Raw genomic sequence first — 24,211 nt, 5'->3', positions numbered from 1 at the left:
CTCCGGCTTAGTGCTTGTCGGTGTAAGGCATCAGCGCCAGAAAACGTGCGCGCTTGATAGCATCCGACAGCTGACGCTGGTAACGGGCTTTGGTGCCGGTGATACGAGCCGGGATGATCTTGCCGTTTTCGTTGATGAAATCCTTAAGCAGATTTACATCTTTGTAATCGACATGCTTGATGCCTTCGGCGCTGAAGCGGCAGAACTTCCGGCGCTTGAACAGATGACGTGACATGATGACCTCTAAATTTCAAATAACTTACATTAAGTGCTTGGCGCCTGAACACGCTTCCAATCGTTGATGTGCAGAACCAGACTGTGCTTGTAACGTTGATTACGGGCAGCGAGGAAACCTTTAACGACGATTTCAACTTCGGTACCCAACACCGCTAGCGTCTTGGCCCGCTCACCCAAATAAATGCAGGTAATTTCACATTGCACTTGGCGGGATACGCCGGCTTCCTGTTGGCTTGAATCGTGGACTAACCGAAATTCAAGCGCCGGGATGCCGGCCGGGGTATAACGCAGCGGCTCGACGACAAGCAGTCGGCCGCTAACAACAACTTGGTTGCGCGCGTTCAAGCCACTGGCCTAAATCAGGCGGCAGCCGCTTCCTTGACCTCAGCGGTCGGCGTCAGCGACTTGGACTTTTCTTCCTTCATCATCGGCGATGCTTCGGTAATGGCAGCATCGGTACGGATGGTGAGGTGGCGCAGCACAGCGTCGTTGAACTTGAAGGCATGCTCGAGCTCATCCAGGGTAGCCTGGCTGATCTCGATGTTCATGAGCACGTAGTGAGCCTTGTGCATCTTTTGGATTGGGTAAGCCATTTGGCGGCGGCCCCAGTCTTCCAGACGATGGATCTTGCCAGCATCGTTGGTAATCATCGTCTTGTATCTTTCGATCATGGCGGGCACTTGCTCGCTTTGATCGGGATGCACGATGAACACGATTTCGTAGTGTCGCATGTGATCTCCTTGCGGATTTAAAGCCTCCCGCCATGCGGTAGCGGTGAGGCAAGGGTGGAAAGCCGAGCATTTTAGCCGCGAACGCCACCCACAAGCAAGGAAATCAGCGACTTATTCCATCATGCCACCCTATCCTCTCAGTTTTTGAAACAGCACCCTTATCTGGCCAGATTCAGTGCAGCTTGATCTTAGGTCGATGCACCCGGTCCAACCATTCGGACAGGGTGATGAGCATAGTGCGGAAAAAACCAGATAGCGCCATTTGATGCTGCTTATGCAAACTCCAGTACATCAGCTTGGCGACTTGGCCTTCGACAAACAGACTGCCCTTGGATAAGCTACCCATCAACGAACCAACCGACGAATAGCTGGCCAGGGATACCAGCGAGCCATAGTCCTCAAAATGAAATGCCTTGAGCGGTTTGCCAGCAATAGCGCGTTCGATATTCGCCGCCAACACCCCAACCTGTTGGTGCGCCACCTGGGCACGTGCCGGCACCCACCCACCGGCACCATTGGGGCAGGCCGCACAATCGCCAAAAGCAAAGATACGTTCATCACCGCTGCTGCGCATCGTAGTGTCCACCACGATCTGGTTAAGGCGATTGGTTTCCATCCCGCCAATCTCATGCAAACCGTCCGCTGCCTTGATGCCTGCTGCCCATACCGTCAACGTACTCGGGATGAATTTACCGCTGCTCATCATGACGCCGCTCTCGCTGACCTCCACCACCCGTTCATTACTGTGTATTTCCACCGCCAACTTGCGTAGCTCCACCGCAGCGGCGTTGGAGAGTCGCTCCGGCAGGGCCGCCAGAATGCGTGGGCTGGCCTCGACCAGCACAATCTTCAGTTCGGTATCGGGATTAATATGTTCCAGCCCAAAGCTGGTAAGCACATGTGCAGCGGCATGCAGCTCCGCAGCCAGCTCAACACCAGTTGCCCCGGCTCCGATGATAGCAACCGTCATACGTCCCTTGCCTGCTTCAACAGGTAGGTTTTGCGCCCTTAAACAAGCGTCGATGAGTCTTTCATGGAAATGCCGGGCTGCAGTGGGGCTATCCAGGCAGATTGCATGCTCCTGCACGCCGGGGGTGCCGAAGTCATTTGTCTGGCTGCCCACAGCCAGGACCAGATAGTCATACGCCAGCCGTTGTGCTGCGATGATTTCGCGGCCGCTACTGTCAAGCAAAGGGGCAATCAGGATTTCACATGCGGTACGATCGAGCCCGACCAACTTGCCCTGACGAAAACGAAAGTGGTGCCATCGCGCTTGGGCTAGATACTCGATTTCCTCTGCATGGCTGTCGTAACTGCCTGCAGCCAGCTGGTGCAAAAGGGGTTTCCAGATATGGGTGCGTTGGGCATCGACCAATATAACCTCGGCCTTGTTCTTCTTGCCGAGCTTATCGCCCAACCGGGTAGCCAGCTCCAGCCCCCCGGCACCACCACCAACAATCACAATGCGTGGACATCGCGCGGTTTCCGCCATACACCACCACCCTTTTCGCTTGGTTCTGTTTACCTTTGCAGCCCAAGGGCAACTCAAATCATGAGCAACAAAGGTAAACAGCCAATGCGCACACCCATTCTACAGGTGCTCAGTGTGGCAAATACAATGCCTAGGTCGAGTCAAGCCGCATCCCGTCATAGGCAACTTCAATACCCTCAGGCAGTCGAGCCGTCAGAGCGTGATATTCCAATTCATGCGTCATGTGGATAAAAATCGTACGGCGCGCACCAATACGCTTGGCAGTCGCTAACGATTGCTCGACACCAAAGTGAGTGTAATGAGGTTCGTTGCGCAGGCAGTCGAGCAACAACAATTCCAGCCCATCGAGCAGCGCATAGCTCTCTTCGGGTATTTCCGACACATCGGTGATATAGGCGGCATTGCCAATGCGATAACCATAGATAGGCCAGCGACCATGCATTACCGGAAGTGGTGTGATGGTCACGCCGCGATGGCTAAACGGGCCATCGACCGGCGTAGGCAACAGCACAGGCTTGTCCCACCATGTGCCTGGCGGTAACGTGGTGTAATGAAACCGCGTCACCACGTCTTGCATCATGAATGCATTGCCGAAGATAGGTAGGGGCGCTTTGTTCAGGTAACAGTAAGCACGCAAGTCGTCGATACCATTAAGATGATCAGCATGCGGGTGGGTATATAGCACCGCATCAACTTGAGTCAGACCTTCTCGCAGCGCCTGGGTTCGCAGATCGGGCCCTGTATCAATCAGGAAATTGAGCCCCTCCGTACGAAATACCGATGAAGCACGGGTACGCCGGTTACGTGGATCGGTCGAGGTACAGGTCGGACATGTACAGCCAATCGCCGGGGTGCCTGTACTGGAACCACACCCAAGAATCAGCACCTCGACAGTCATGACAGCCGCCCCTCCAGCTTGAATAACCGGGCAAAGTTGGCGGTAGTGGCACGCGCCACGTCATCGACCCCAATGCCGCGCAAGTCGGCAATATGTTCAGCCACATGCTTCACATAGGCAGGCTGATTTTGCTTACCGCGAAAAGGCATGGGGGCCAAATAGGGCGAGTCGGTCTCGATCAGCATCCGCTCAAGCGGTATCGTCTTCGCCACCGCTTTCAGTTCTTCCGCCTTCTTGAACGTCACGATGCCCGAAAACGAAATGTAGAAGTTCATAGCGATAGCGGCATCCGCCACCGCTTGCGATTCGGTAAAGCAATGTAATACACCGCCTATCTCATCCGCCTTTTCCTCAGCCATTAAGCGCAACGTATCGTCTGCCGCACTGCGGGTATGAATGATTAGCGGTTTTCCGCTTTGGCGTGCTGCACGAATATGCACGCGAAAGCGCTCGCGCTGCCATTCAAGGTCACCCTGTAAGCGATAGTAATCCAGCCCCGTCTCGCCAATCGCAATCACCTTCGGGTGTTGCGCCAGCTCAACCAGCTGCGCCACAGTGGGTTCAACTTCATCCTCATAATCAGGGTGCACCCCCACCGAAGCATAGATATGCGGATACCGCTCAGCCAAGGCGATGACATTGGGCCAGTGCGGCAGGTTCACCGAAACACACAACGCATGGCTGACCTTGTTGCTGGCCATATTGGCCATCAGCTCGTCCGCACGCTCGGCAAGTTCGGGAAAGTCGATATGACAGTGGGAGTCGATAAACATTGGATAGGCAACTTATTGAAAGTACACACTCAAGTTGCCAATTCTAACGTGTTCGCCGGCTCACTTCGGCACGAATGTCAGCTTGTGCTTGGGTTCACCGGGTAAGAAAGGCGCAGGCTCACCCCGAACCCAAGCTTCGTGCCCCGCCAGAAAATAGGGGCTTAGCGGATGACCACTCTGGCCACCCGGCATGGTCATGATGCCTTGCCCCTCCTTTCCTGGCGCCACGGCCATGCGTTCCGACTGGCCAAAGGCTGGCCCAGCAACACGTGGCATATTTTCATCACCCGGTAATTTATCGGCCGGCGCTGAAAGCCATGGCCCTAACGCCGGTAACAGACTAACAAAGGGATGCGTGATGCTGGCGGTATTACGCTCACCCCAATTTGCTGAAGCTAAGGGTTTTCCATCTTTGGTCAGCTCAGCAATGGTTCTATCGATCGCTGCCAGTTCAACCATGCGCCAATCACGGCCCTGCAGCCAACCTTCAGGTTTTTCATCCAATAATCGGGCAACCACCATCGGCCAGCGCGGATTAGCCGTATCAAAATCCGCCTTATCGACCAACGTACCCAGCTGCACATCAAGCTGCCCGAATAGCTCCGCATACAAACCGTACAGATAGCCTCGCGCCAATCGGTAACCGACGGAATCAACACTGGCACGTCCGGTCCAGCTTGTTTGCAACAGCCTCAGAAACTCTACCCTGGCCGGATGACCTGCCAATGCACTTCTATTGAGCGCATTCATCGCCCGATCACGCCATGCCGACATAAACAACGCACGGTCATCCAGGCCGATGGCATGTACCGCTGTTTCGTCCGACTGGGAAAGCGCGCTCAACCCATCCCGTATTTGCTTTGCCCGCGCTCCAATGTCTACTCCCCCGTCACCCAACTTGTCGTATTCCTCGCCCCCTAGCTGACGGCTATTGGCAGTCCATAACTGACCCTGGGCAGGATCAACGATGCGGGGGTAATCTGCTGGCGTACGCAGTGTTTGCCATCCAAGCCCCGCGACAGCAGGGTAAGGGAAGGTCGACTCCCAACTGGCATCCCTATCTGGAAGCGGACCGATAATCGTCCAACCAATATGCCCGGCAGCATCTCCCACCACCATATTCTGAGCGGGAATGCCGATACTGCCCGCCAAGGACAGGGCCGACTTAATGTCCGCAGCCCCTTCCAAACGCGCTAACCCCATATTGACTGCACCCTGTGCATGCGCCACCCAACGCACAGCGTAGTAACGTCCGGCGACTTGACGGATAGGCCCCAACGAGCTTTCCAATACACGGTAATCAATAGACTCTGCATTTTTCACCGGTAGATGCTCACGCCGGTCCACCACATTTTCCCAACCGGCTGACGTTTTGAAGCGAAGCGGATTGGTCGGATCACGCACTAACTCAATCAAATCCAGATAATCGCCATAGCTATTGGTAAAGCCCCATGCCACCTGACCATTGCTGCCCACCACCACCATCGGCCCACCGGGCAAGGTCACCCCGGCAATACGCCGCATCTTGCCTGCCGCCTCAGGGTATTCAAGCACTGCGCGATACCAGATATGCGGCAGGCGCAAACCCAGGTGCATATCGTTCGCCACGATGGCTGCGCCGCTCTTCGTACGGCTACCGGCCAATGCCCAGTTATTGCTACCAACCGAACTATGAAATTCGATACCGGCCGCGGTGGTCTTAGCCGCAAGCCCAAACCAGGATGGCGCAATAGCAGGTGTAGCAATGCGGGGCACAGGCATCTCCTGCCTGTCCAATGGTGCATCGTAAGCGGAGGCTTCCGGCAACAGGAAGGCCAGTTGCTCTGGGCTCGTATGTTCTTTCAACCAACCACGGGCAAACTCCCGCCGCGCCTGAAAACCCTGTAGATCAAAATACATCGTCCACACGACCAACAGGGAATCCGTTGCGCGCCAAGGCGCAGGTTGAGTACGTAACAAACCATATTCAAACGGACGCGTTGCCAGTGCTGCCAAACCTGCATTCACACCGGCCACATAGCGCTCCAGCATGCGCCGCTCGGAGGCAGGCACCTGCGCCAAGGCAGCCTCGGCTCGCGCACGAAAACGGTGGAATCGATGTTCACGGTCTATATCCAACGCTTCTACACCAAAGAGTCCGGCCAACTCCCCTGCCGCTACGCGGCGCAGCAGGTCCATCTGGAAGAAACGTTCCTGGGCATGTACGTAACCCGTGGCATAAGCCACATCATCTCGGTGTTGACCTCGGATGGTGGGAATACCCTGTGCATCTCGAACAACACTCACCGTTTCGGCCAAACCTGCTACAGCAACCTCCCCATCCAGCTGAGCCAAACTGCCACGCAGCGCTACCCACAGCGCCAATGCCAATACAATTACCAGCACCATCAGGCCTAGCAAAATACGTTTCGACCAACGCCCAACGCTTGATGCCACTGTTACCTCGTCTGAATAGATGGAATAGATACTGCTGCTGATTGCAAAAAAGCCCGGCGGAGACCGGGCTTCTTAGAGCCTGTTCAAAGTCTCGCGAGCTAGAGCGAGGCAAGGCGAAAACGATGGAGGAAGCGGAGATTACAAGTGGTAAATGAGCCTTCCGAAGGCGTTTTCAACGCCGAATCACCGGCACGCACCAGGCATTGAACAGATGCCTAGGGTGCATCAATGTAAGCAATCACATGGTATGCGTGGTTCGCGAAGATTGCAGCGCACCACCCAACAGCCCCTCGATTTTCGTGCGGGCCTGACCACCGGCCTCATTGGGTGAGAACTGGACACCAATACCCTGGGTACGATTGCCATGGCCTCCTGCAGGGCTGATCCACACAACCACACCCGACACCGCGATCCGTGCAGGGTCATCCAGAAGCTGTAGGAGCATGAAAACCTCATCCCCGAGGCTGTAGGCTTTCGGGGTAGGAATAAATATTCCGCCACCTTTCACAAACGGCATATACGCGGCAAACAGACCGGCTTTTTCCTTGATGCTGAGGGATAACACACCACCAGCACGGGGGGCGGCAGCTGCAGCTGCAGCTGCAGGAGCGGGTTTCGGTGCTTCAGACATCGATTTCAACCTTTTGGCATGGGCCTGATGGCCTGCTGGTAAGCAAAAAACAATTGTTCATATACAAGCCGGGCATTGAGCGGATGAAACGCCAGCTTCCTGGCGGCCAATACACTGTCGTGATAGCGCATTAGCCGTACCGGGTCTAGTACCTTCGCCAGCGATACAATACGGCTGGTCTCGTCCGGATAATAGCGGACAGAACCCGAGAGTCCCAAGCGAGCAAGATCATAAACCCACCGGGAAAGCCAATCCGTCACCCGATACACTTCCACTTTCTGCTTATCCAGCCGCTCGGCCAGCGACAATGGGTCCAACTGACCCGGGTCGGCCAACTCAGCCAAAAAAGCACGCCGCGCGGCCAACAAAGTCGCATCAGCGCGTTCAATTGCGGCCAACGGCGCACCACCGGCCTCGGCAAGATGCGCTTCAGCATTGGCTAAATCCTGCGCCTGCAACCAGGACAGCGCCACAGCTTTTTCCGGCAGCGGCAATGCCAACTGGCGACAACGACTACGTATTGTAGGTAGCAATCTACGCCAATGGTTGCTGATCAAAATAAACACCGCACCTGACGGGGGTTCTTCCAATGTCTTCAGCAAAGCATTGGCCGCAGCAAGATTCATTGCCTCGGCAGGCTGTACCAACGTAACGCGCAACCCGCCGCGATGCGCACTCAAATGAACGAAGTCATTCAATTCACGCACTTGGTCGATGGTAATCCAAGCAGAGGGTTTCTTCTTGGATTTGGCATCGTTTTCCGTGTCCTCCTCCTCAACCGTCGGCGTCAGTTCGCGGAAATCAGGGTGATTGCCCGCGGCCAGCCAACGGCAAGCATCACACACGCCGCAAGGCTTGGCGAGCTCAGCTGCTTCGCACAATAGCGTCGCGGCAAGGTGTCGGCCAAATGCCAACTTGCCGATCCCGGCTTCACCCGTAATCAACAACGCATGATGGTGCCGCTCGCATTGGGCCTGCAATGCTTGCCAGGCGGAGGCCTGCCATGGATATAGCATCAACCTTGCTCCAGCTTAGCGAAAATTTGCGCCAACTCATCCTGGATGAAATCCAGTGTTCTTGTCGCATCAATCACCTTGATGCGGCCGGCGGATGAAGAAGCGCGTACATGGTAAGCATGGCGCACCCGTTCAAAAAAAGCGTCCTGCTCACGCTCAAAACGGTCCAGCACACGGCCACCGGCAAGGCGGGCGCGGCTTACTTCAAGTGGCACATCGAATAACAAGGTCAGGTCCGGTTGCAGCAAACCATCTTGCCTGCCCTGCACCCATTGTTCCAGCACAGCAAACTTCTCCACTGCCAAGCCACGTCCTCCTACCTGATACGCGTACGTCGCATCGGTAAAGCGATCACACACTACCCAACGGCCCGCAGCCAGTGCAGGCTCAATCAAGTGGGCCAAGTGTTCTCGCCGGACAGCAAACATCAGCAGCGCTTCCGTCTCAAGGTCCATCTCGTCGTTAAGCAACAACGTACGCAACTTTTCGCCCAACGGTGTGCCGCCCGGTTCACGGCTGACAATATGGTCGATGCCACGTTGCGTGAGTAACGCAGTCAGCCACGCCAGATGCGTGCTTTTCCCTGCACCGTCGAGGCCCTCAAGCGAAATGAATTTCCCACGCGCCATTCACTTGGCTCCCAGTAAATAGCGGCGCACCGCCTGGTTATGTTCTGCCAAACTCGTCGAGAAATACGAGCTGCCATCTCCCTTGGCGACAAAGTACAGCGCCTTTGACTGAGCCGGATTGGTCGCAGCCAATAGCGAAGCCATACCCGGCATGGCGATAGGCGTTGGCGGCAAGCCACTACGGGTATAACTGTTATAAGGCGAGTCGGTTTCCAGATGCAGCTTGCGCAGGTTGCCATCAAACGCCTCGCCCAAGCCATAGATAACGGTGGGGTCGGTCTGCAGGCGCATGCCTATGCGCAGGCGGTTATGAAATACCGAGGCGATCATGGCTCTGTCCTTGGCTGCGCCTGTTTCCTTCTCGATGATCGACGCCAGAATCAATGCCTCGTACGGCTGGCTTAGCGGCAGATTGGCTGCACGCGCTTCCCAAGCTGCGGCCAACTGCTTTTGCATGGCTTCCTGTGCACGCTTGAGCACCTGTATGTCGGAACTTTGTTTGGCAAAGTGGTAGGTATCGGGAAATAGCAACCCTTCCACGCTGCTACCCGATACACCCAATTTGGTTAACAGTTCAGCATCGCCAAGATGCTGGGTGTCATGCCGCAAGTCCGGGTGACGAGCCAGGGCGGCCTTGACCTGACGCCAGGTCCAACCCTCAACCAAGGTCAGCGTGGCGCTGGTGACATCACCATCGGTCAACTTTGCCAATAGTTGAAGCGGTGTCACTGCTTCGTTCAACTCGTAGCTGCCGGCCTTGATACGCGGTGCAGCACCATTGAACCGCGCAACCAGCGAGAATAACCATGGCTCAGTGACCAACCCGTCGGCTGCCAGCTGGTTAGCTGCCATGCGCATAGTGGTGCCGCGCTCCAGCACAAACGCGCGCGGTGCGTTATCCAATGGAAACGGCGTGGTCAGATAGCGCCCGACATAGGCTGCCAACGCGGCAACCAACACGAAGACGATCAGTAGGAACTGGCCCAGAATACGGCCTGCCTCGTATTGCCGGTGTGATTTAGTTTTTATTCGGCGTTTGGCCATGGTCAACGGTACGAAAGAATTGTTCGACAATAGCAAGCTCGCGGGTGCGGCGCATGGGCGGCAGCGCTTTCCAGATCGCTTTGCCATAGGGTTTTTCGACAAGACGGGGGTCAGCAATCATCAGGACCCCACGGTCCGCTTCGTCACGAATCAAGCGGCCAGCGCCCTGCTTCAACGTAATCGCTGCACGCGGCAATTGGTATTCCATAAACGCATTGCGGCCTGCTTTGTTGATCTTGTCGATACGGGCCGCCAGGACTGGGTCGTCCGGTGCGGCAAAAGGCAATTTATCGATAACTACCAATTGTAGTTGCTCGCCTTTTACATCGATCCCTTCCCAAAAGGTCTGACTCGCAATCAGTACTGCATTGGGCAGGGTGCGGAATCGCTCCAACAGTTCGGTACGAGTGCCTTCGCCCTGTAGCAACAAAGGGTAGGACAAGCCCAAGACAGGCAAGCGGGCTTGAATCAAATCATAGGCCTCGCGCATAGCGCGCAGGCTGGTAAACAGTAAAAACGCCCGGCCTTGCGAGAGTTGCAACAATGGCAGGGTGGCTTCCACTACCTGGGCTGTGTATTCGCGGCTATTGGGGTCCGGCAGGCCTTGCGGTACATAGAGCACCGCCTGCTGTTTATAAGCAAACGGCGACTCCCAGGCCGCCTGCTCGGCATCCCACAGGCCCATTTCATGCGCGTAATGCTTGAAGTTACCATCCATGGCCAACGTGGCCGAAGTAAAGACCCAGGCACGCTCTTCATTCATCTGCCGAGCAAACAAGCGGGCGATATCAAGCGGCGTGGCATTCAGCTGAAACCCCTGTGGCGACACTTCCAGCCAAAAGACAGCATCATCGAACGGGTCTTTAGACCGTGGCGGCTTTGCCGAATCCGTGTCAGCGCCTTCAGACGATTCTTGGTTTGGCGCGCTTGCAGCACCGTTGATCCACATACAAAGCGTGGCTAACTGTTCCTCGGCACGACGGCGGCAGTTCTCCAGCCCCTCGGAACGCTCGGCTTGCTGGGCTAAACGATCGGCCAAATCACTCAAAGCCGATTCCATTATTGCCAATGCAGTATGAAATTCCCGCTTTTCAGTCAGGGCATGCCGTGGTGCACGCAATGTCTCCTGACCAAACACAAGACGTAGATCACGTATTGCTTTATCGAGCGCCAAAGCAGCCGCGGGTAAGTGAACAAAGTCCTTGGCAGCCGACAATGCCTCAGCACGGCTATCGCGCGCTAATTCGAGCAAGGTGCCTGAAGAGACCGTCTCACCAAAGAACAGACTCGCCACCTCGGGCAACTGATGGGCTTCATCAAAAATGATGGTATTACAGCGTGGCAGTAGTTCGCCAGCACCTTCGTCCTTAAGCCAGACATCCGCAAAAAACAGGTGATGATTAACCACTACCACGTCGGCATCCAATGCCTGACGACGCGCTTGCAGGACGAAACAGTCCTGGTGGTAGGGACATTCCGAGCCCAGGCAATTCTCACGGGTGGAAATTGCCTGCTGCCAGACCGGCGAAGACTCAGGCACGGCTGCGCAGCCAGACTTATCACCGTCGGCCGACGTCGCTGCAAAGCGCACGATGGCATGCAACTGAGCGACATCTTCTTTACGCGCAAAGCGCCCTTCATGCGTGGCACGCTCTAGGTGGTAACGGCATACATAATTGCTACGCCCTTTGAGCAAAGCCGTAGTCACCGGCACCTTCAATGCCACACGCACCTTGGGTAAATCTCGATGAAACAGTTGATCTTGCAGGGTTTTGGTGCCTGTCGATACGATCACCTTGCCGCCAGACAGCAGCGCCGGCACCAGATATGCATAGGTTTTACCCGTGCCTGTACCTGCCTCCGCAATCAGAGGTTTTTTGTCGCGGATGGCGCGTTCGACAGCCTCCGCCATCTCGACCTGCTGGGCGCGGGGCCGATAGCCAGGCATGGCTTGGGCGAACAGGCCACCTTCAGAAAATACATCGGCTAGCGTGGTCAAAGTGGCGGCCAGAGAGATAGAAAAACTGGCGGATTCTAGCATGGGCGGCGCAGGCCCCAGCAGATGACTCAGCTTAGCCTGACGGAGTGGGCGCCATGAACGCGCTACCATGAAAAACGCCGCTCCGTTGAGCGGCGTCAGTGGCTGGTCAAGCCCGCTTAGACACGAACATCAATCACATTGCCCAAATGAGGTGGATTGCTGCTCGGCTGCGGCAGGGCTTGTAGCAAGGTCATGGCGTTCTGCGACTGGATATCCAAGGCCTTACGCAGCATCAGTACAGAAGCGGTAGCCTGCGTTTGGGCTGCCGCATTGTTTGAAGCTGCACTTGCAATGCTGGAAACGTCCATGTGATTCCTTTCACGACAAAAGCCGCCCCTCCAAACTGGAGCAAGCCTGACACTTATCGGCTATTTCTTGCGCTTCTTTAGCGGCTTTTTCGATTTTTCTTTGCTGCCTGTCGATTTATGCTTACCAGCAACAGACTTATCGAACAAACCCTTGCGCTGCGTTACCTTGCCAGAAGAACGCTTACCAGCCTGACGCTTGTTTACATCCCGCTTACGGAACTTGGCTTCGCTACGCGATTTTCTGGTGGTCACTGCGGTCCGCTTCGGGCTGCCAACGGGTTCGGCAGTACCTGGCACATCGCCGGGCAATGGGTTATCAATTGTGGAGCGGATGGGCGCATTTGGCTGACTATTTGGTACGACTTCATCGGCCAAAGCAGGAACGAACAAAATGCAACCCAACAACATTGGACTCAGAATCTGGGAAAATTTTCGGGATAGTGTAGACATCGACCTTGTTTCTGCCATTGCCTGGATGTCCAGGCTGCGAATAGGGAACGGGCCCTGCGCATCGTAGCGTCAGGCGTTATCAACGGTACGTGAGCACGCGCCAACAAACGCCCAGGGAGAGCCCGGAGAGTGCTCTCATTTTAACGGGACTATGTTCAAGTCGCAGGCTTTGTTTTGCCTGATGGCAAAGCTCCTTATAATCGAGCGCCTTCTCGTTGTTGGTGAATCTGCTTATCTGAATCACGCTAGACAACTCGCTTTGCTGTCCGTTCCAACACTGAAATGCTTGGCCGACCAACGTCAAAGTTAGTTTCGGAACCTGTTCACCGTCTTGGCGATACGCCATTTGTCACCCCAACGTTCTAACTTCCGTCCAGATAGCGAACTAAAAGAAACTGCATGCAATCTATTGTTGATTGCCCCCATCCCCCAATAAGGCAACCTTGTAGATCATAGACAGGTTGCAAGCATAACCACGACGAGCACCAAGCCATGACCCATCATCTGCAAACCACCATTGAAACCGCTTTCGAGAACCGTACCGAGATTTCCCCAACCAGCATTGCGCCAGAACTTCGTACCGCCATCGATCAGGTCATTCTCGAGCTGGACCGAGGCAACTTGCGGGTAGCTGAAAAGCAGGACGGTAAATGGGTTGTCAACGAATGGCTCAAGAAAGCTGTTTTGCTGTCTTTCCGCGCCAATGACAACCGTGTGATGGAAGGCGGCGAAACCAACTTCTTCGATAAGGTGGACAGCAAGTTCGCCGGTTGGGGCGCTGAAGACTTCCGCAAAGCCGGCTTCCGCGTCGTACCGCCTGCCATGGCGCGTCGCGGCAGCTATATCGGTAAGAACGCCGTACTGATGCCATCCTACGTCAATATCGGCGCTTACGTGGATGAAGGCACGATGGTAGACACCTGGGCTACTGTCGGCTCCTGCGCGCAAATCGGCAAGAATGTCCACTTGTCAGGTGGCGTAGGCATTGGCGGTGTCCTAGAACCCTTGCAGGCCTCACCTACCATCATTGAAGACAACTGCTTCATCGGCGCACGCTCTGAAATTGTAGAGGGCGTGATTGTGGAAGAAGGCTCAGTGATTTCGATGGGCGTCTATATTGGACAGAGTACCAAGATTTACGATCGGGAAACTGCCGAAGTCAGCTATGGCCGCGTACCTGCCGGGTCGGTGGTGGTGAGTGGCAATTTGCCCAGCGCCGATGGCAAATACAGCCTGTATTGCGCTGTGATCGTCAAGAAGGTCGATGCCAAAACGCGAGGCAAGGTGGGTATCAATGAGCTGCTGCGTGGCATCTGAGCACTGGACCAAAGTTTCTGGTGAGTGGTCCCCCCGGAAATCAACAGCCCCTGAGTCCTGATCACGGCTACACAGTAAGATCGTAAACAGGTTTTGAGAACCTATCTAAAGTCATGCGAGCTATAGGCACGATAAGGCGGAAACAACCGAGGAAGCGGAGTTTACATAGGGTAAATGAGCAATCGAGGGTGTTTTCAACGCCATATTACCGACGGGCAGCAGACTTTAGACAAGTTCTAAGGCAGTCAACAGGTTCCAGGAACCTGTTCACGAGCCACCAGCAAGAGAAGCACAGCGCAGAGACCTGACCTTACGCTCAAGTCTCTGATGCTGCGAGCTTCTCATGGGGCTTTCGAGCAACACACGAACCCCATTAAAGGGTAGAGCGTCAGCAAGTTAGTAAAGGCCTGATTAAGCTATTGTCACTCCGCAATAGGATATGTTGAATGTCCTGTCCACCCGTCGAATTGCATAAAAAATCCGAGGCTTTGCGCGCCAATTGGCACGCTTACCAAGGTTCAATGCGTTTTGAGCAGTTCGTCGAATTCGCCATCTCCGTCTCCAGCTTCGCCGGTTTCCTTGACGCCAAAGCGTTATCCGGCCTGCACCAAGTCGCCCGAGACCTGGAGCAACAGACATTGAACCTGTTTGGCGATGAAACCAGCCATCCAATTACCCCCGAGTTGATGAACGACCTTGATAGCCGCCTCGATAGCCTGCTCTCCCGTATGGATAGCTATATCGAGCGCAACGCCCAACCCAAGCCCGAGCGCCGCGCCGGCGCTGAAGCCCAGGCAACCGTAGGTAAAAGCGTGTCACCGAGCCGTCGCATCTGGTTCTTCGGCGAACAATCTGCCAAGTGGCAAGATCTGATGCAGCAACTACGCTATTTCGGCATCGTCGTCGAACAAGGCAAGTGGGAAATATCCAGCGAGGGAGATGAAGAAGCCATCGTGGTGCTGTTCGAGATAGCCGGGCTGGAAGATACTGTCTGGGCCGAGCGCATCCGGTCACTGCGCCAACGTTTTGCCGCTGGCAAATTGATTGGACTGGGTATCACACCTGATTTCGACAGCTTGCAAACCGCGCTGTCGGCTGGTTGCGATTTCTGCCTTCCGCAAGCCACACCATTACCCACCGTAATGGCGAAGATTCTAGAGCTGAATGATAGTGAAGAAGAAGCGCCTTACCGGGTATTGGTAGTGGAGGATTCGCTTACCGCGACCAAACTGATCGTCCGCAGCCTCAATGAAAGCAGCGTTGAAAGCTTTGCCATCGCCAACCCAAGTGATGTGCTGACTTCACTCAAGCGATACCAGCCCGACCTGATTCTAATGGACATGTACATGCCGGGCTGCACCGGCGTCGAAGCGGCACGGGTCATCCGGCAACACAGTGAATTCCTTTCGATCCCGATCGTCTATCTGTCGGGCGAAACAGACGTGGCGTTGCAAATCGATGCGTTGCGCCTGGGTGGCGACCATTTTCTGACCAAACCCTTCAATCCGGTCATTCTCAACGCCATTGTCAGGAGCAAGATCGAACGCTACCGCGCCTTACGCCGATCCATGTTCCATGACAGTCTGACCGGTCTGTTGAACCACACCAGTTCCAAACAACGCCTCGACGCCGCGATCAACAATAGTTCTGCCGATCAACAAGAATCGCTTTCGGTAGCGATGATTGATATCGACCATTTCAAAAAGGTAAACGATACGTATGGGCACCCGGTTGGCGACCAGATCATCCGCAGCCTTGCCTGGCTATTGAAGCAACGGTTGAGAAAGTCCGATATCGTTGGGCGCTATGGGGGGGAGGAATTCATGGTTGGGCTCCCCAATACCAATGGCACACAGGCCTACCAGGTACTCGACCGCATCCGGCGTGATTTCAGCCAAATCAAACATCCCTTCAACGACACCTGGTTCCACACGACATTCTCTTGCGGCATTGCGTGCTACCCCGATATCACCAATAGCGAAGCGTTAGTAAAAGCCGCAGATGAGGCGCTTTATGAAGCCAAACGCGCAGGCCGTAACAAGGTGATCATGCCCAGTGAATGCCTTACACCAGTTGCAGCCACAGGGGTATGATTTAACGTCCAAGCCTTAACCCGCCTACCGTTTCTGAGGGCTACTCCACTCGATGACTATGATGAATCCTGCCATTTTCAAGGCATATGATATTCGTGGCGTAATCGGCAAAACGCTCGATGAAGCCGGTATGCACCTGATTGGTCGCGCCATTGGCAGCGAAGCCCTGGCCCGTAAGCAAACCCGCCTCGTACTGGGCCGGGATGGACGCCTATCCAGCCCACAGTTGGCCACCGCCCTTTGCGAGGGCTTATTGTCTTGTGGCGTAAGCGTGGTTGACTTGGGCCAAGTACCCACGCCCTTGGTCTGGTTTGCCACGCACCAACTCGAAACCTATTCCGGTGTGATGATCACCGGCAGCCACAACCCGCCCGAATACAATGGCGTCAAAATCATGCTGGCCGGGGAAACCCTGGCAGGCCCCGCCATCCAGGCGTTGCTGAGCCGAATCGAAGCAGCGGAATTTGTCAGCGGCGAAGGCATACTCAGCACACTGGATATTCGTGAATCGTATTACCAGCGCATTACCGACGACTTGAAGCTGCAACGGCGTCTCAATGTGGTGGTCGATGCCGGTAATGGAGCCGCCGGGCCAATTGCACCCGTGCTGTACCGTCGCTTGGGTTGCCGGGTGCGTGAACTGTTCTGTGAAGTAAATGGCCACTTTCCCAACCATCACCCCGACCCGGTCAAACTGGAAAACCTAGCCGACCTGCGCGTAGCGCTGGAGAAAACCGACGCTGAATTAGGCTTGGCTTTCGATGGCGACGGCGACCGGCTGGGCGTGGTTGCCAAGGATGGAAACGTCGTCTATCCCGACCGGCTGTTGATGCTGTTTGCCGCCGATGCCCTCAGCCGGCAGCCAGGCGGGAAGATCCTATACGACGTCAAATCAAGCCGGTTAGTTGCACCGTGGGTGAAAGAGAACAAGGGCAAAGCCATTCTCACCCGCACCGGGCACAGCTATATGAAAGCCAAGATGAAGGAAACCGGTGCCTTGGTGGGGGGTGAACTCAGCGGCCACCTCTTCTTTGCCGAGCGATGGTATGGCTTTGATGATGGTATTTACGCGGGCGCCCGTCTGCTGGAAATCCTGTCCCAGATCGACGACCCTACCGAGTTGCTCAAACGCCTACCGCAAGGCGCCTGCACACCCGAAATTCAAATCGACATGCCTGAAGGACAAGCCCATGCGCTGATCGAACGGCTCAAGGAAAGCAGCCATTTTGAAGGGGCCGAGATGCTGACACTGGATGGCATTCGGGTTGAATACCCCGACGGTTTTGGTTTGCTACGGGCATCAAATACCACGCCCAGCTTGATACTACGATTCGAAGGTGACGATGATGCAGCGCTGAAGCGCATACAATCGACTTTCCGTACATTGCTGACTAACGAGACGGATCTCTCACTGCCTTTTTAGAAGCAACAGAAATCACAAACGTCGAAAGCTTCCTGCCGGCCGCCCTCAAGTAGTGCGCAACGCTAACGCCGCCGGAGCCAGACTACCGTCGGCACCTGGTCGCTACTTCGATCCAGCAATGCCCGATAAGCAATGTTTACCCGGCCAAACCGGGCATCTACATCGCTAATGAAGAATTCGCTCCGAACATCCGCTTTGTCGATCTGATTGCTGCGGGCATTTTCAGGTAGCTCATTCTTAAACTCTTCAATCTTTTGAAATGGCGTCGTGGCCCGTTGCTGTACCACCTTGCGGGCAGTACCCATATTCAAACCCGGCAACACAGCCACCAACACTTCCGCCGGGGCGAAATTGACATTGATCTTGGTATTTCTCGGTAGTGCAATCATCAAAGGGCGCAATTTTTCTACCATCTCACTGGTGAATCCTCGCACTTGGCGTAGTTCGTCCAAATCAAACAGAAGCCGGTTTGCCGCACGGCGCGGCGGTGTTTCAGCCAAATATTCGCGATCTTCCGCCCCCCCGGGGTAACGGGTTTCAGAATCTGCATCTATCCAATCCAATACAGCATTGGCAAGATCAGGAGAATAGCCCTGCCCTTCCAGTAACTTTTTGAAAGCTAACACATCAGATTCGCTGGGTTGGCCATCACGAAGCAGATTATTGATGTTGAAGCGCCCACTGGCATCAGTGATTAGCCCGCCGGCCTTACCTTGTTCCACCGGCAGGTTGGGAATAGGCGTCGCCCAATTATCCGTTGCAGCATCGTAGGTGTTGCGCCGCGCATCATCGCGTAGTTCCAACCGACAGAAATCAACAGCAGCACGGGCCACGCCACGTGCCTGCATCATGTCATTCTGGTTTTCCACCTGATGCAGCCACAAACTGTGGCGAAACGCCATTGCGCCAGCCAGTGCGGCAACCAATGCAGCAACGGCAACGGCAGTGATGATGGCGATGCCACGCTGGCGGGAAGGCAGGCTCATGGCAGGATAAACAAACGTGTAATGATTTCACCGCTTTGCAAGGTCAACACCATTTCTACACCGCGCGGCAGCTTGTCGTTTTTCGACCCCTGCGGCCAGGCAAGCTGCCATTGGGTGTTGTCATCCAGAAAACGTACTTGAAACTGGCTCACCTTTTCGAGCAATGGCAAGGCAGTGGGTGCACTACGTGGCGCCAAATCCAACGATGGCCAAAGCAACAGCTCCAAGGTGCCTTCGCGCAAACGGTAACCCAGATGAATTAACTGGCCCGCATCAAAACGCACCAGCTCCAACTGCGCGCCATTTGCATCTATCGACCCAGCACTGCCACGCACGGGTGACTGGGCGATGCCACCCTCATCCATCCACTGCCGATTGGCAACCTGGGAGAAGTCTTCATCAAAGCGGGCCAACGCCACAGTCAATTCGCGCCACTTACGGTTGTCCGCATCCAGCACTAGCTTGGTGGTGGCCATCCGCGCCACTCCTTGATAGGCGATAACCGCCAGTACGCTGAAAACCGCCAGTGCAATCAGGATTTCAATGAGCGTGAAGCCACCTTCGCGGCGCAAACTATCAATTCGGCGCATTGGCGATATATCCAATCAGCACGATATCTGCATGCTCCGGGTGATTGGGTTCATATACCCGCACCTCGACACGGCGAAAACTCTTATTCATCGTTTCGCCTACGGTCTCGCGCCAAGCGAATTCCAGCCCTGCCTGCCGCTCAGTACCTTCGCTCACGCCGGGGTCGGGAAACTGACGGCGGGCGATATAGTTATTCAGCCGGTTCTGCGCTACCCACCCACCAGCCAGATGGCGATGCAGCATCTGCGAGCCATCGCTCACCGCTATAGTAGCGCGCACAGCAGCAGCCATGGCAATCCCCAGCACCGCCAGGGCGATCAATACTTCGATGAGGGTAAATCCACGTTGGCGCATCAAGGCTTGACCTGCTTGAGCTCGGTGGCCGGCGCATCCGGGTTGGTCACCGCCAGACGACCAATCGGGTCAGCGCTTAGCACGCGGCGATATTCGCCAGCACGTAGCACAAAGGTAAACGGCGCATTTACACCGGAAGGCGAAAACACCAATCGGCCATCCGCACCCAGGGGTACCAGATTAACGCGAATATTTTCCAGCACCACGGGAGTAGGCAATTCTCGGGGTCGCAGGATTTCATTCTTTTCCACGACGGACCACTTGGACTCGGCATCCTGCTGCGAAAAGAGGTAACCGCCCGTTTGCACGGCAAACCCGATGGGCTGGCCCAGGCTGATCGCCTCATCGCGTGCTGATTCCAACAGCAACGCCAGCCGTTCCGACTCACGCTGCAGCGTGTCCTGGTCGGATGCGCTAAAACGTACGGCCGCCAGCGCCACCACGATGCCGATAATGACCAATACGACCAGAATCTCAATCAGGGTGAAGCCGGCGCTACGCGTACGAAGCAAGGTAGGATGCATTCAAGCAGGTGTTGAGATCACAGCAGCCAGGAACCAATGTCCGCCGCATGGCCCTCGCCACCCGCCTGACCATCAGCACCATAGCTCATCACATCGATTTCGCTCTTGAGGCCGGGGTTCAGATAAATGTAGGCGTTCCCCCAAGGGTCGTTTGGCAACTTATCGAGATAGGACTTCCAATTGGTCGGAATCTGCCCAACCGACGGCTTCTCAACCAACGCTTTGAGACCCTGTTCTGTACTGGGATAGACTCCATTGTCCAGCTTGTAGAGCTTCAGCGCTTGCACTAGCGACTGTACATCCTGCTTGGCGGCGACGACGCGGGCCTCATCAGGGCGGCCCATGATCTTTGGCACCACCAAAGCACCAAGGATCGCCAGAATCGCGATCACCACCAGAATTTCGATCAACGTAAAGCCGCGTTGCGCGGTTTGCTTCAGGGTCATGCTTTACCTTCCTTTTTCTTCAAGCTTGCTATCCCAGCAGACACTGGGAAGCGAATTTCGTTCTTGGCCAGCTTGGCTTTGATCGCCGCGGCCACATCAATCTCCAAGCTATTGGCAAACGCCAATGCGTACATCAGTACATCGGCCAACTCTTCAGCCACTGCGGCCTTATCAACCGTTTCGGCTGCCGGTGGCGACCATTGGAAGTGCTCCATCAGCTCAGCAGCCTCGATGGCAATGCTCATTGCGAGGTTTTTTCCGCTATGGAACGGTTGCCATTCACGCGCTGCAGCAAAATCTGCGATAGCGGTTTTGAGCGCTGCGACAGTCGTATCCTGGTCCATCATCGCAAGGCTCTGGTATTTTTGCAGCAAGCGTAACGGGCAGTGACAAACGGTGCAGTAAATTGATGGATGGTCATCACTTCACCAATTGGTTCATCTCAAATACCGGCAGCAGAATCGCCAATACAATCAGCAAAACCGCAACCCCCATCAACAGCACCATGACCGGCCCGAGTAAACTGGTAAATGTCGCTACCCGTTGTTCCAGCTCACCGGCCTGCTGGCGCGCAGCTTTATCGAGCATGGTTTCCAAACGACCGCTGGCCTCACCGCTGGCAATCAGGTGCACAAGCACCGGCGGGAAGAGCTTTTGACGTTCCAATGCTTTGGATAGTTGCGCGCCTTCGCGCACATCTCGGGCCGCGCCTGTCACCGCCGCACGCAGCACGCGGTTCTCCACCACGCCTGCAGCCGCTTCCATGGCCTTCAAAAGCGGCACGCCACTGCCGACCAGAATCGACAACGTACTGGCCAAGCGGGCAGTGTTACCGGCTTTGTTCAAACGACCGAACAGGGGCAGTTGCAATAATCTGGCATCCAGGCGGTTACGGAAGCCCTCCTGCTTGAGCAAGCGGCTAAAGACAAAGCCCACCAGTCCCAGCAAGATAAAACCAATGACGCCGTATTCGCGGATACTCCCCGAAATAGCCAGCAATGCCCGGGTGAGCAAGGGCAATTCCTGTTTGGAAGACTGAAATACCCCAACCATTTGGGGCACCACCCACCACAGCATGCCAATGATGACCAGCATCGACACCGACAACACCACCGCTGGGTAGACAAACGCCAGCGCCACCTTGGCCGATAATGCCTGGCGCGCTTCGATGTAATCCGCCAGCCGCGCCATCACGCCGGAAGCCTTACCCGACTCCTCACCCGCCCGCACAATCGTGCGATACAACTCGGGAAACACGCGGGGATGCCGGCTCAGGGCAATCGACATCGGTGAACCGGCCAGCACTTCGCTGCGCACCCCAGCCAGCACATCGCGCAGACGCAGGTTTTCTGCTTGCTCAATAAGCACAGTCAACGCACGTTCTATCGTCAAGCCCGCATCCAGCAGTGTGGCGAACTGCCGTGTGATGAGCGCAAGTTCAGCCGTCGATACCCCACCACTGCGGCTGCGTTTACCCGGCGTTTCGCCACTGGAGAGTTCCTCCATGTCGAGCACCCACAGGCCCTGGTCACGCAGTTTCACGCGGGCCAGTCGGGCATTATCTGCCTCAACCACACCTTCCAACTGCTTGCCGGCGCTATCCAGCCCCTGGTAACGAAAACCCGCCATATCAGGATTGCCCCATCGGTACAACGGTGGCAGGCACCTTCCCGGCAGCGGGCGGCGGGCGAATCCAACCCGCCTGTAGCGCCACAATCGCCAACAGTACCGCTAACAAGACGCAACCGACGAAATACAGCAGCAGGCCATTCACCAAGTGACGCCTTGGCAAGCCGGTGCTGACGGTCAGGGCGTGAACCAGTATGCAGATTTGATATCCCCAGATCGCCAACAAGCCCAGGGAGAGAACAGCGTCCGGTATCAGTGGCAGCACCAAGCCAATGAGTTGTACTGTGGTGGAAAGCACCACGATCGGGAACAAACTGCCCTGACCACGCCAATCCTTATGCCGTTTGACCCACCAACTGAAGAAGAAGGTGAACATAAGCACCTGTACCCAACTCAGGATAATCGCCAGCAAAGCCAGGAAACCCACACTGGGTACGCGGCCAATCGCCGTGAATGCAGGCAAAGCGGCCAGCACCGTCAGCCAAAGTACGGGCTGCCACCACTCATACACATAGTGTTCCAGCGCTTTGACGCGAAAGCGCGCAATATCAAGGGCATCCTGAAAAATCGGTGGCATGGGCAATAAAAAAACGAGGCCGCCGGTGGGCGGTCTTCTAATGAGTTCGGAGGAATCAACTGCTGTGGCAGTCGGTACGCGTTTCGACCTGCTGTACTACCAGTTCAAAGTCCTGCTTATAAGGATTGTCACGTTTAGCAACCAGATAGTAGCGCTTGCAGGCTTGAACAGTAAACGGCACATCGCGCTCGGCTGGTTGGGTGAAGATAACAGCAGGCGGTGCGCTCACCCGTAAAACATGCGCGCCAGGCTCCACCCGCACCAGCGGATCATCTATCGTATATTGCCCGTCAATCGCCAGCACACGCACCGGATAGGTATGCAACTCAGTACGGCCAAAGGTGCGGCTGCCGTCCAGCAAGCTGGTGTTACGAACACTGGCGCAGCCGGTTAGCCCTGCAAGTAGTAGAACGCCCAAAACAGCTATTCGTTTCATGTCGGCTAAGTCCCACAAGCCATCGAATATCTAATTCTGCACCTAGACCGAGCAGCTGCACACCTCGCAACAAACTGATTTACCCCTGTTTCAATCAAATACAACTGTCTTATGACCATACACCAGAACGCGATGGTCCAGATGCCAGCGTACCGCACGGCTCAAAACGATGCGCTCCAGATCGCGGCCCTTTTGCACCAGATCATTGACCGTCTCACGGTGCGAGATACGCGTGACATCTTGCTCGATGATCGGACCATCATCCAGCACTTCAGTGACATAGTGGCTGGTCGCGCCAATCAGCTTCACCCCGCGCGCGTGGGCACGGTGGTAAGGCTTCGCACCTTCAAAGGCGGGTAAAAAACTGTGGTGAATGTTGATGACCCGATGGCGGTAGGCACTGCTGAAATCCTGCGACAACACCTGCATGTAACGCGCCAGCACGATCAGGTCGACCTTGTGCGCTTGCAGGAGGGCCTGCTGGGCTGATTCGGCCTCAAGCTTGTTGTCTTTGTTCACAGCAATGACATGATAAGCAATGCCATAAAACTCAGCGATGCGACGGCAATCTTCATGGTTGGAGATCACAAGCGGGATTTCACAAGCCAGTTCACCGCTATGCCACCGATGCAGCAAATCGACCAAGCAATGGTCGTACTTCGATACAAAAATCGCCACACGTGGTTTTTGTCTTGATAGCTTGAGCTTCCACTCCATGCCAAAACGTTCGGCAATCGGCGTGAATGCCGCATCGAATGCACCCATATCAAGCGCAAAGCCATCGAGATCCCACTCTATCCGCATCAGAAAGAGGCCGGCATCATCGTCCTGATGCTGATCGGCATGCAGGATATTGGCGTTGTAGGTGTAAAGAAAATTTGCAATGGCTGCCACCAGACCTTTACGGTCCGGGCAGGAAATTAACAAGGTGGCAGTGTTTTTCATTCCATCTTTCAAATTGGCGTTCTGTCGACACGGATTTGTGCGGGTCAACCTGACACCAACAGAAGCTATTGTTCTAAGTTACTGATGTTACGCAGTAGCTGCGAGAAGCAGCTGTAACTGATCATAAGCCGCGCGGGAGGCGTTGATCAGTAACTTGCGGCAAAGTGCGAATGGGTTCTTCTGCGTCTTGATGCTCAGGCATTC

General features: G+C 55.3%; 27 protein-coding genes. 3 read left to right on the top strand and 24 right to left on the bottom strand.

Annotated elements, in window-relative coordinates:
• Nucleotides 1-7: 7 nt before the first annotated feature.
• The 14 genes from rpsR to CSQ89_RS09420 all read right to left on the bottom strand — a co-directional run bounded on the left by rpsR (nucleotide 8) and on the right by CSQ89_RS09420 (nucleotide 12,686).
• Nucleotides 8-235: a 30S ribosomal protein S18 gene (gene rpsR / locus CSQ89_RS09485; RefSeq protein ID WP_099405923.1), complete on the bottom strand. Its 228-nt coding sequence runs from the start codon at nucleotides 233-235 to the stop codon at nucleotides 8-10.
• 29 nt (nucleotides 236-264) lie between these two features.
• Nucleotides 265-582, bottom strand: a complete 318-nt coding sequence (priB, locus tag CSQ89_RS09480; protein ID WP_099405922.1) for a primosomal replication protein N — start codon at nucleotides 580-582, stop codon at nucleotides 265-267.
• 14 nt (nucleotides 583-596) lie between these two features.
• A complete protein-coding gene (gene rpsF, locus CSQ89_RS09475; protein WP_099405921.1) occupies nucleotides 597-968 on the bottom strand; it encodes a 30S ribosomal protein S6 in 372 nt (123 codons plus the stop codon).
• Between the two features lie 172 nt (nucleotides 969-1,140).
• Nucleotides 1,141-2,460: an NAD(P)/FAD-dependent oxidoreductase gene (locus tag CSQ89_RS09470; RefSeq protein ID WP_099405920.1), complete on the bottom strand. Its 1,320-nt coding sequence runs from the start codon at nucleotides 2,458-2,460 to the stop codon at nucleotides 1,141-1,143.
• Between the two features lie 130 nt (nucleotides 2,461-2,590).
• Nucleotides 2,591-3,358, bottom strand: coding sequence for an MBL fold metallo-hydrolase (locus CSQ89_RS09465; RefSeq protein WP_099405919.1), 768 nt, complete (start codon nucleotides 3,356-3,358; stop codon nucleotides 2,591-2,593).
• A complete protein-coding gene (locus CSQ89_RS09460) occupies nucleotides 3,355-4,131 on the bottom strand; it encodes a TatD family hydrolase (protein ID WP_099405918.1) in 777 nt (258 codons plus the stop codon). The genes CSQ89_RS09465 and CSQ89_RS09460 overlap by 4 nt, the downstream gene beginning before the upstream one ends.
• A gap of 60 nt (nucleotides 4,132-4,191) precedes the next feature.
• Nucleotides 4,192-6,567 (bottom strand): penicillin acylase family protein, encoded by a 2,376-nt coding sequence (locus CSQ89_RS09455; RefSeq protein WP_099405917.1) that lies wholly within the window; start codon nucleotides 6,565-6,567, stop codon nucleotides 4,192-4,194.
• A 238-nt stretch (nucleotides 6,568-6,805) separates the two neighbouring features.
• Complete coding sequence (locus CSQ89_RS09450; protein WP_099405916.1) at nucleotides 6,806-7,198, bottom strand: PilZ domain-containing protein; 393 nt, start codon at nucleotides 7,196-7,198, stop codon at nucleotides 6,806-6,808.
• A 5-nt stretch (nucleotides 7,199-7,203) separates the two neighbouring features.
• Nucleotides 7,204-8,214, bottom strand: coding sequence for a DNA polymerase III subunit delta' (gene holB / locus CSQ89_RS09445; RefSeq protein WP_099405915.1), 1,011 nt, complete (start codon nucleotides 8,212-8,214; stop codon nucleotides 7,204-7,206).
• Nucleotides 8,214-8,843: a dTMP kinase gene (gene tmk / locus CSQ89_RS09440; RefSeq protein ID WP_099405914.1), complete on the bottom strand. Its 630-nt coding sequence runs from the start codon at nucleotides 8,841-8,843 to the stop codon at nucleotides 8,214-8,216. The genes holB and tmk overlap by 1 nt, the downstream gene beginning before the upstream one ends.
• Nucleotides 8,844-9,887, bottom strand: coding sequence for an endolytic transglycosylase MltG (mltG, locus tag CSQ89_RS09435; RefSeq protein WP_099405913.1), 1,044 nt, complete (start codon nucleotides 9,885-9,887; stop codon nucleotides 8,844-8,846).
• Complete coding sequence (locus CSQ89_RS09430) at nucleotides 9,862-11,928, bottom strand: ATP-dependent DNA helicase (protein ID WP_099405933.1); 2,067 nt, start codon at nucleotides 11,926-11,928, stop codon at nucleotides 9,862-9,864. Before CSQ89_RS09430 ends, mltG begins: the two co-directional genes overlap by 26 nt.
• A 116-nt stretch (nucleotides 11,929-12,044) precedes the next feature.
• Nucleotides 12,045-12,236: a YjfB family protein gene (locus CSQ89_RS09425; protein ID WP_099405912.1), complete on the bottom strand. Its 192-nt coding sequence runs from the start codon at nucleotides 12,234-12,236 to the stop codon at nucleotides 12,045-12,047.
• Between the two features lie 60 nt (nucleotides 12,237-12,296).
• Nucleotides 12,297-12,686: a hypothetical protein gene (locus CSQ89_RS09420; RefSeq protein ID WP_139022791.1), complete on the bottom strand. Its 390-nt coding sequence runs from the start codon at nucleotides 12,684-12,686 to the stop codon at nucleotides 12,297-12,299.
• 492 nt (nucleotides 12,687-13,178) lie between these two features.
• Between CSQ89_RS09420 and dapD the strand changes: the two genes are divergently transcribed.
• The 3 genes from dapD to CSQ89_RS09400 all read left to right on the top strand — a co-directional run bounded on the left by dapD (nucleotide 13,179) and on the right by CSQ89_RS09400 (nucleotide 17,519).
• Nucleotides 13,179-14,003, top strand: a complete 825-nt coding sequence (dapD, locus tag CSQ89_RS09410; RefSeq protein ID WP_099405909.1) for a 2,3,4,5-tetrahydropyridine-2,6-dicarboxylate N-succinyltransferase — start codon at nucleotides 13,179-13,181, stop codon at nucleotides 14,001-14,003.
• Nucleotides 14,004-14,449: 446 nt separating this feature from the next.
• Nucleotides 14,450-16,096 carry a GGDEF domain-containing protein gene (locus tag CSQ89_RS09405; RefSeq protein ID WP_099405908.1) on the top strand — a complete coding sequence of 549 codons (1,647 nt, stop codon included), beginning with the start codon at nucleotides 14,450-14,452 and terminating at the stop codon, nucleotides 16,094-16,096.
• Between the two features lie 52 nt (nucleotides 16,097-16,148).
• Nucleotides 16,149-17,519, top strand: coding sequence for a phosphomannomutase/phosphoglucomutase (locus CSQ89_RS09400; protein WP_099405907.1), 1,371 nt, complete (start codon nucleotides 16,149-16,151; stop codon nucleotides 17,517-17,519).
• A gap of 62 nt (nucleotides 17,520-17,581) precedes the next feature.
• On the opposite strand, the gene gspK is transcribed toward CSQ89_RS09400, so the two are convergent.
• The 10 genes from gspK to purU form a co-directional block, all read right to left on the bottom strand.
• Nucleotides 17,582-18,505 carry a type II secretion system minor pseudopilin GspK gene (gene gspK, locus CSQ89_RS09395; protein ID WP_099405906.1) on the bottom strand — a complete coding sequence of 308 codons (924 nt, stop codon included), beginning with the start codon at nucleotides 18,503-18,505 and terminating at the stop codon, nucleotides 17,582-17,584.
• The gene (gene gspJ / locus CSQ89_RS09390; protein ID WP_099405905.1) at nucleotides 18,502-19,095 is read right to left on the bottom strand and encodes a type II secretion system minor pseudopilin GspJ; all 594 of its coding nucleotides are present in this window, start codon (nucleotides 19,093-19,095) and stop codon (nucleotides 18,502-18,504) included. The genes gspK and gspJ overlap by 4 nt, the downstream gene beginning before the upstream one ends.
• Entirely contained in the window at nucleotides 19,082-19,450 is a 369-nt protein-coding gene (gene gspI, locus CSQ89_RS09385; RefSeq protein WP_099405904.1) for a type II secretion system minor pseudopilin GspI, read from the bottom strand. Before gspI ends, gspJ begins: the two co-directional genes overlap by 14 nt.
• Entirely contained in the window at nucleotides 19,450-19,974 is a 525-nt protein-coding gene (locus CSQ89_RS09380) for a GspH/FimT family pseudopilin (protein WP_099405903.1), read from the bottom strand. Before CSQ89_RS09380 ends, gspI begins: the two co-directional genes overlap by 1 nt.
• Before the next feature lie 17 nt (nucleotides 19,975-19,991).
• The gene (gene gspG, locus CSQ89_RS09375) at nucleotides 19,992-20,420 is read right to left on the bottom strand and encodes a type II secretion system major pseudopilin GspG (protein ID WP_099405902.1); all 429 of its coding nucleotides are present in this window, start codon (nucleotides 20,418-20,420) and stop codon (nucleotides 19,992-19,994) included.
• Entirely contained in the window at nucleotides 20,417-20,767 is a 351-nt protein-coding gene (locus tag CSQ89_RS09370; RefSeq protein WP_099405901.1) for a nucleotide pyrophosphohydrolase, read from the bottom strand. Before CSQ89_RS09370 ends, gspG begins: the two co-directional genes overlap by 4 nt.
• Before the next feature lie 73 nt (nucleotides 20,768-20,840).
• Nucleotides 20,841-22,049: a type II secretion system inner membrane protein GspF gene (gspF, locus tag CSQ89_RS09365; protein ID WP_099405900.1), complete on the bottom strand. Its 1,209-nt coding sequence runs from the start codon at nucleotides 22,047-22,049 to the stop codon at nucleotides 20,841-20,843.
• Nucleotide 22,050: 1 nt separating this feature from the next.
• The gene (locus tag CSQ89_RS09360) at nucleotides 22,051-22,626 is read right to left on the bottom strand and encodes a hypothetical protein (protein WP_099405899.1); all 576 of its coding nucleotides are present in this window, start codon (nucleotides 22,624-22,626) and stop codon (nucleotides 22,051-22,053) included.
• A gap of 55 nt (nucleotides 22,627-22,681) precedes the next feature.
• A complete protein-coding gene (locus CSQ89_RS09355; RefSeq protein WP_099405898.1) occupies nucleotides 22,682-23,062 on the bottom strand; it encodes a hypothetical protein in 381 nt (126 codons plus the stop codon).
• A gap of 90 nt (nucleotides 23,063-23,152) precedes the next feature.
• The gene (purU, locus tag CSQ89_RS09350) at nucleotides 23,153-24,007 is read right to left on the bottom strand and encodes a formyltetrahydrofolate deformylase (protein WP_099405897.1); all 855 of its coding nucleotides are present in this window, start codon (nucleotides 24,005-24,007) and stop codon (nucleotides 23,153-23,155) included.
• Between the last annotated feature and the right edge of the window lie 204 nt (nucleotides 24,008-24,211).

Origin of the sequence: Chitinimonas sp. BJB300 (genome assembly GCF_002735695.1) — a bacterium.
Lineage (GTDB): Bacteria > Pseudomonadota > Gammaproteobacteria > Burkholderiales > Chitinimonadaceae > Chitinimonas.
Note: the sequence above shows the minus strand (reverse complement) of the source record. Positions and strands in the feature narration are given on the sequence as shown.

Coding starts and splice junctions, on each gene's coding strand:
- gspG (WP_099405902.1), bottom strand. CDS start 20,420: ATGACCCTGAAGCAAACCGCGCAACGCGGCTTTACGTTGATCGAAATT.
- CSQ89_RS09420 (WP_139022791.1), bottom strand. CDS start 12,686: ATGTCTACACTATCCCGAAAATTTTCCCAGATTCTGAGTCCAATGTTG.
- CSQ89_RS09380 (WP_099405903.1), bottom strand. CDS start 19,974: ATGCATCCTACCTTGCTTCGTACGCGTAGCGCCGGCTTCACCCTGATT.
- gspF (WP_099405900.1), bottom strand. CDS start 22,049: ATGGCGGGTTTTCGTTACCAGGGGCTGGATAGCGCCGGCAAGCAGTTG.
- CSQ89_RS09430 (WP_099405933.1), bottom strand. CDS start 11,928: ATGCTAGAATCCGCCAGTTTTTCTATCTCTCTGGCCGCCACTTTGACC.
- rpsR (WP_099405923.1), bottom strand. CDS start 235: ATGTCACGTCATCTGTTCAAGCGCCGGAAGTTCTGCCGCTTCAGCGCC.
- holB (WP_099405915.1), bottom strand. CDS start 8,214: ATGCTATATCCATGGCAGGCCTCCGCCTGGCAAGCATTGCAGGCCCAA.
- CSQ89_RS09465 (WP_099405919.1), bottom strand. CDS start 3,358: ATGACTGTCGAGGTGCTGATTCTTGGGTGTGGTTCCAGTACAGGCACC.
- CSQ89_RS09460 (WP_099405918.1), bottom strand. CDS start 4,131: ATGTTTATCGACTCCCACTGTCATATCGACTTTCCCGAACTTGCCGAG.
- CSQ89_RS09400 (WP_099405907.1), top strand. CDS start 16,149: ATGACTATGATGAATCCTGCCATTTTCAAGGCATATGATATTCGTGGC.
- CSQ89_RS09425 (WP_099405912.1), bottom strand. CDS start 12,236: ATGGACGTTTCCAGCATTGCAAGTGCAGCTTCAAACAATGCGGCAGCC.
- CSQ89_RS09470 (WP_099405920.1), bottom strand. CDS start 2,460: ATGGCGGAAACCGCGCGATGTCCACGCATTGTGATTGTTGGTGGTGGT.
- gspI (WP_099405904.1), bottom strand. CDS start 19,450: ATGCGCCAACGTGGATTTACCCTCATCGAAGTATTGATCGCCCTGGCG.
- rpsF (WP_099405921.1), bottom strand. CDS start 968: ATGCGACACTACGAAATCGTGTTCATCGTGCATCCCGATCAAAGCGAG.
- CSQ89_RS09405 (WP_099405908.1), top strand. CDS start 14,450: ATGTCCTGTCCACCCGTCGAATTGCATAAAAAATCCGAGGCTTTGCGC.
- purU (WP_099405897.1), bottom strand. CDS start 24,007: ATGAAAAACACTGCCACCTTGTTAATTTCCTGCCCGGACCGTAAAGGT.
- dapD (WP_099405909.1), top strand. CDS start 13,179: ATGACCCATCATCTGCAAACCACCATTGAAACCGCTTTCGAGAACCGT.
- gspK (WP_099405906.1), bottom strand. CDS start 18,505: ATGAGCCTGCCTTCCCGCCAGCGTGGCATCGCCATCATCACTGCCGTT.
- CSQ89_RS09360 (WP_099405899.1), bottom strand. CDS start 22,626: ATGCCACCGATTTTTCAGGATGCCCTTGATATTGCGCGCTTTCGCGTC.
- mltG (WP_099405913.1), bottom strand. CDS start 9,887: ATGGCCAAACGCCGAATAAAAACTAAATCACACCGGCAATACGAGGCA.
- CSQ89_RS09355 (WP_099405898.1), bottom strand. CDS start 23,062: ATGAAACGAATAGCTGTTTTGGGCGTTCTACTACTTGCAGGGCTAACC.
- CSQ89_RS09370 (WP_099405901.1), bottom strand. CDS start 20,767: ATGATGGACCAGGATACGACTGTCGCAGCGCTCAAAACCGCTATCGCA.
- gspJ (WP_099405905.1), bottom strand. CDS start 19,095: ATGCGCCGAATTGATAGTTTGCGCCGCGAAGGTGGCTTCACGCTCATT.
- CSQ89_RS09450 (WP_099405916.1), bottom strand. CDS start 7,198: ATGTCTGAAGCACCGAAACCCGCTCCTGCAGCTGCAGCTGCAGCTGCC.
- tmk (WP_099405914.1), bottom strand. CDS start 8,843: ATGGCGCGTGGGAAATTCATTTCGCTTGAGGGCCTCGACGGTGCAGGG.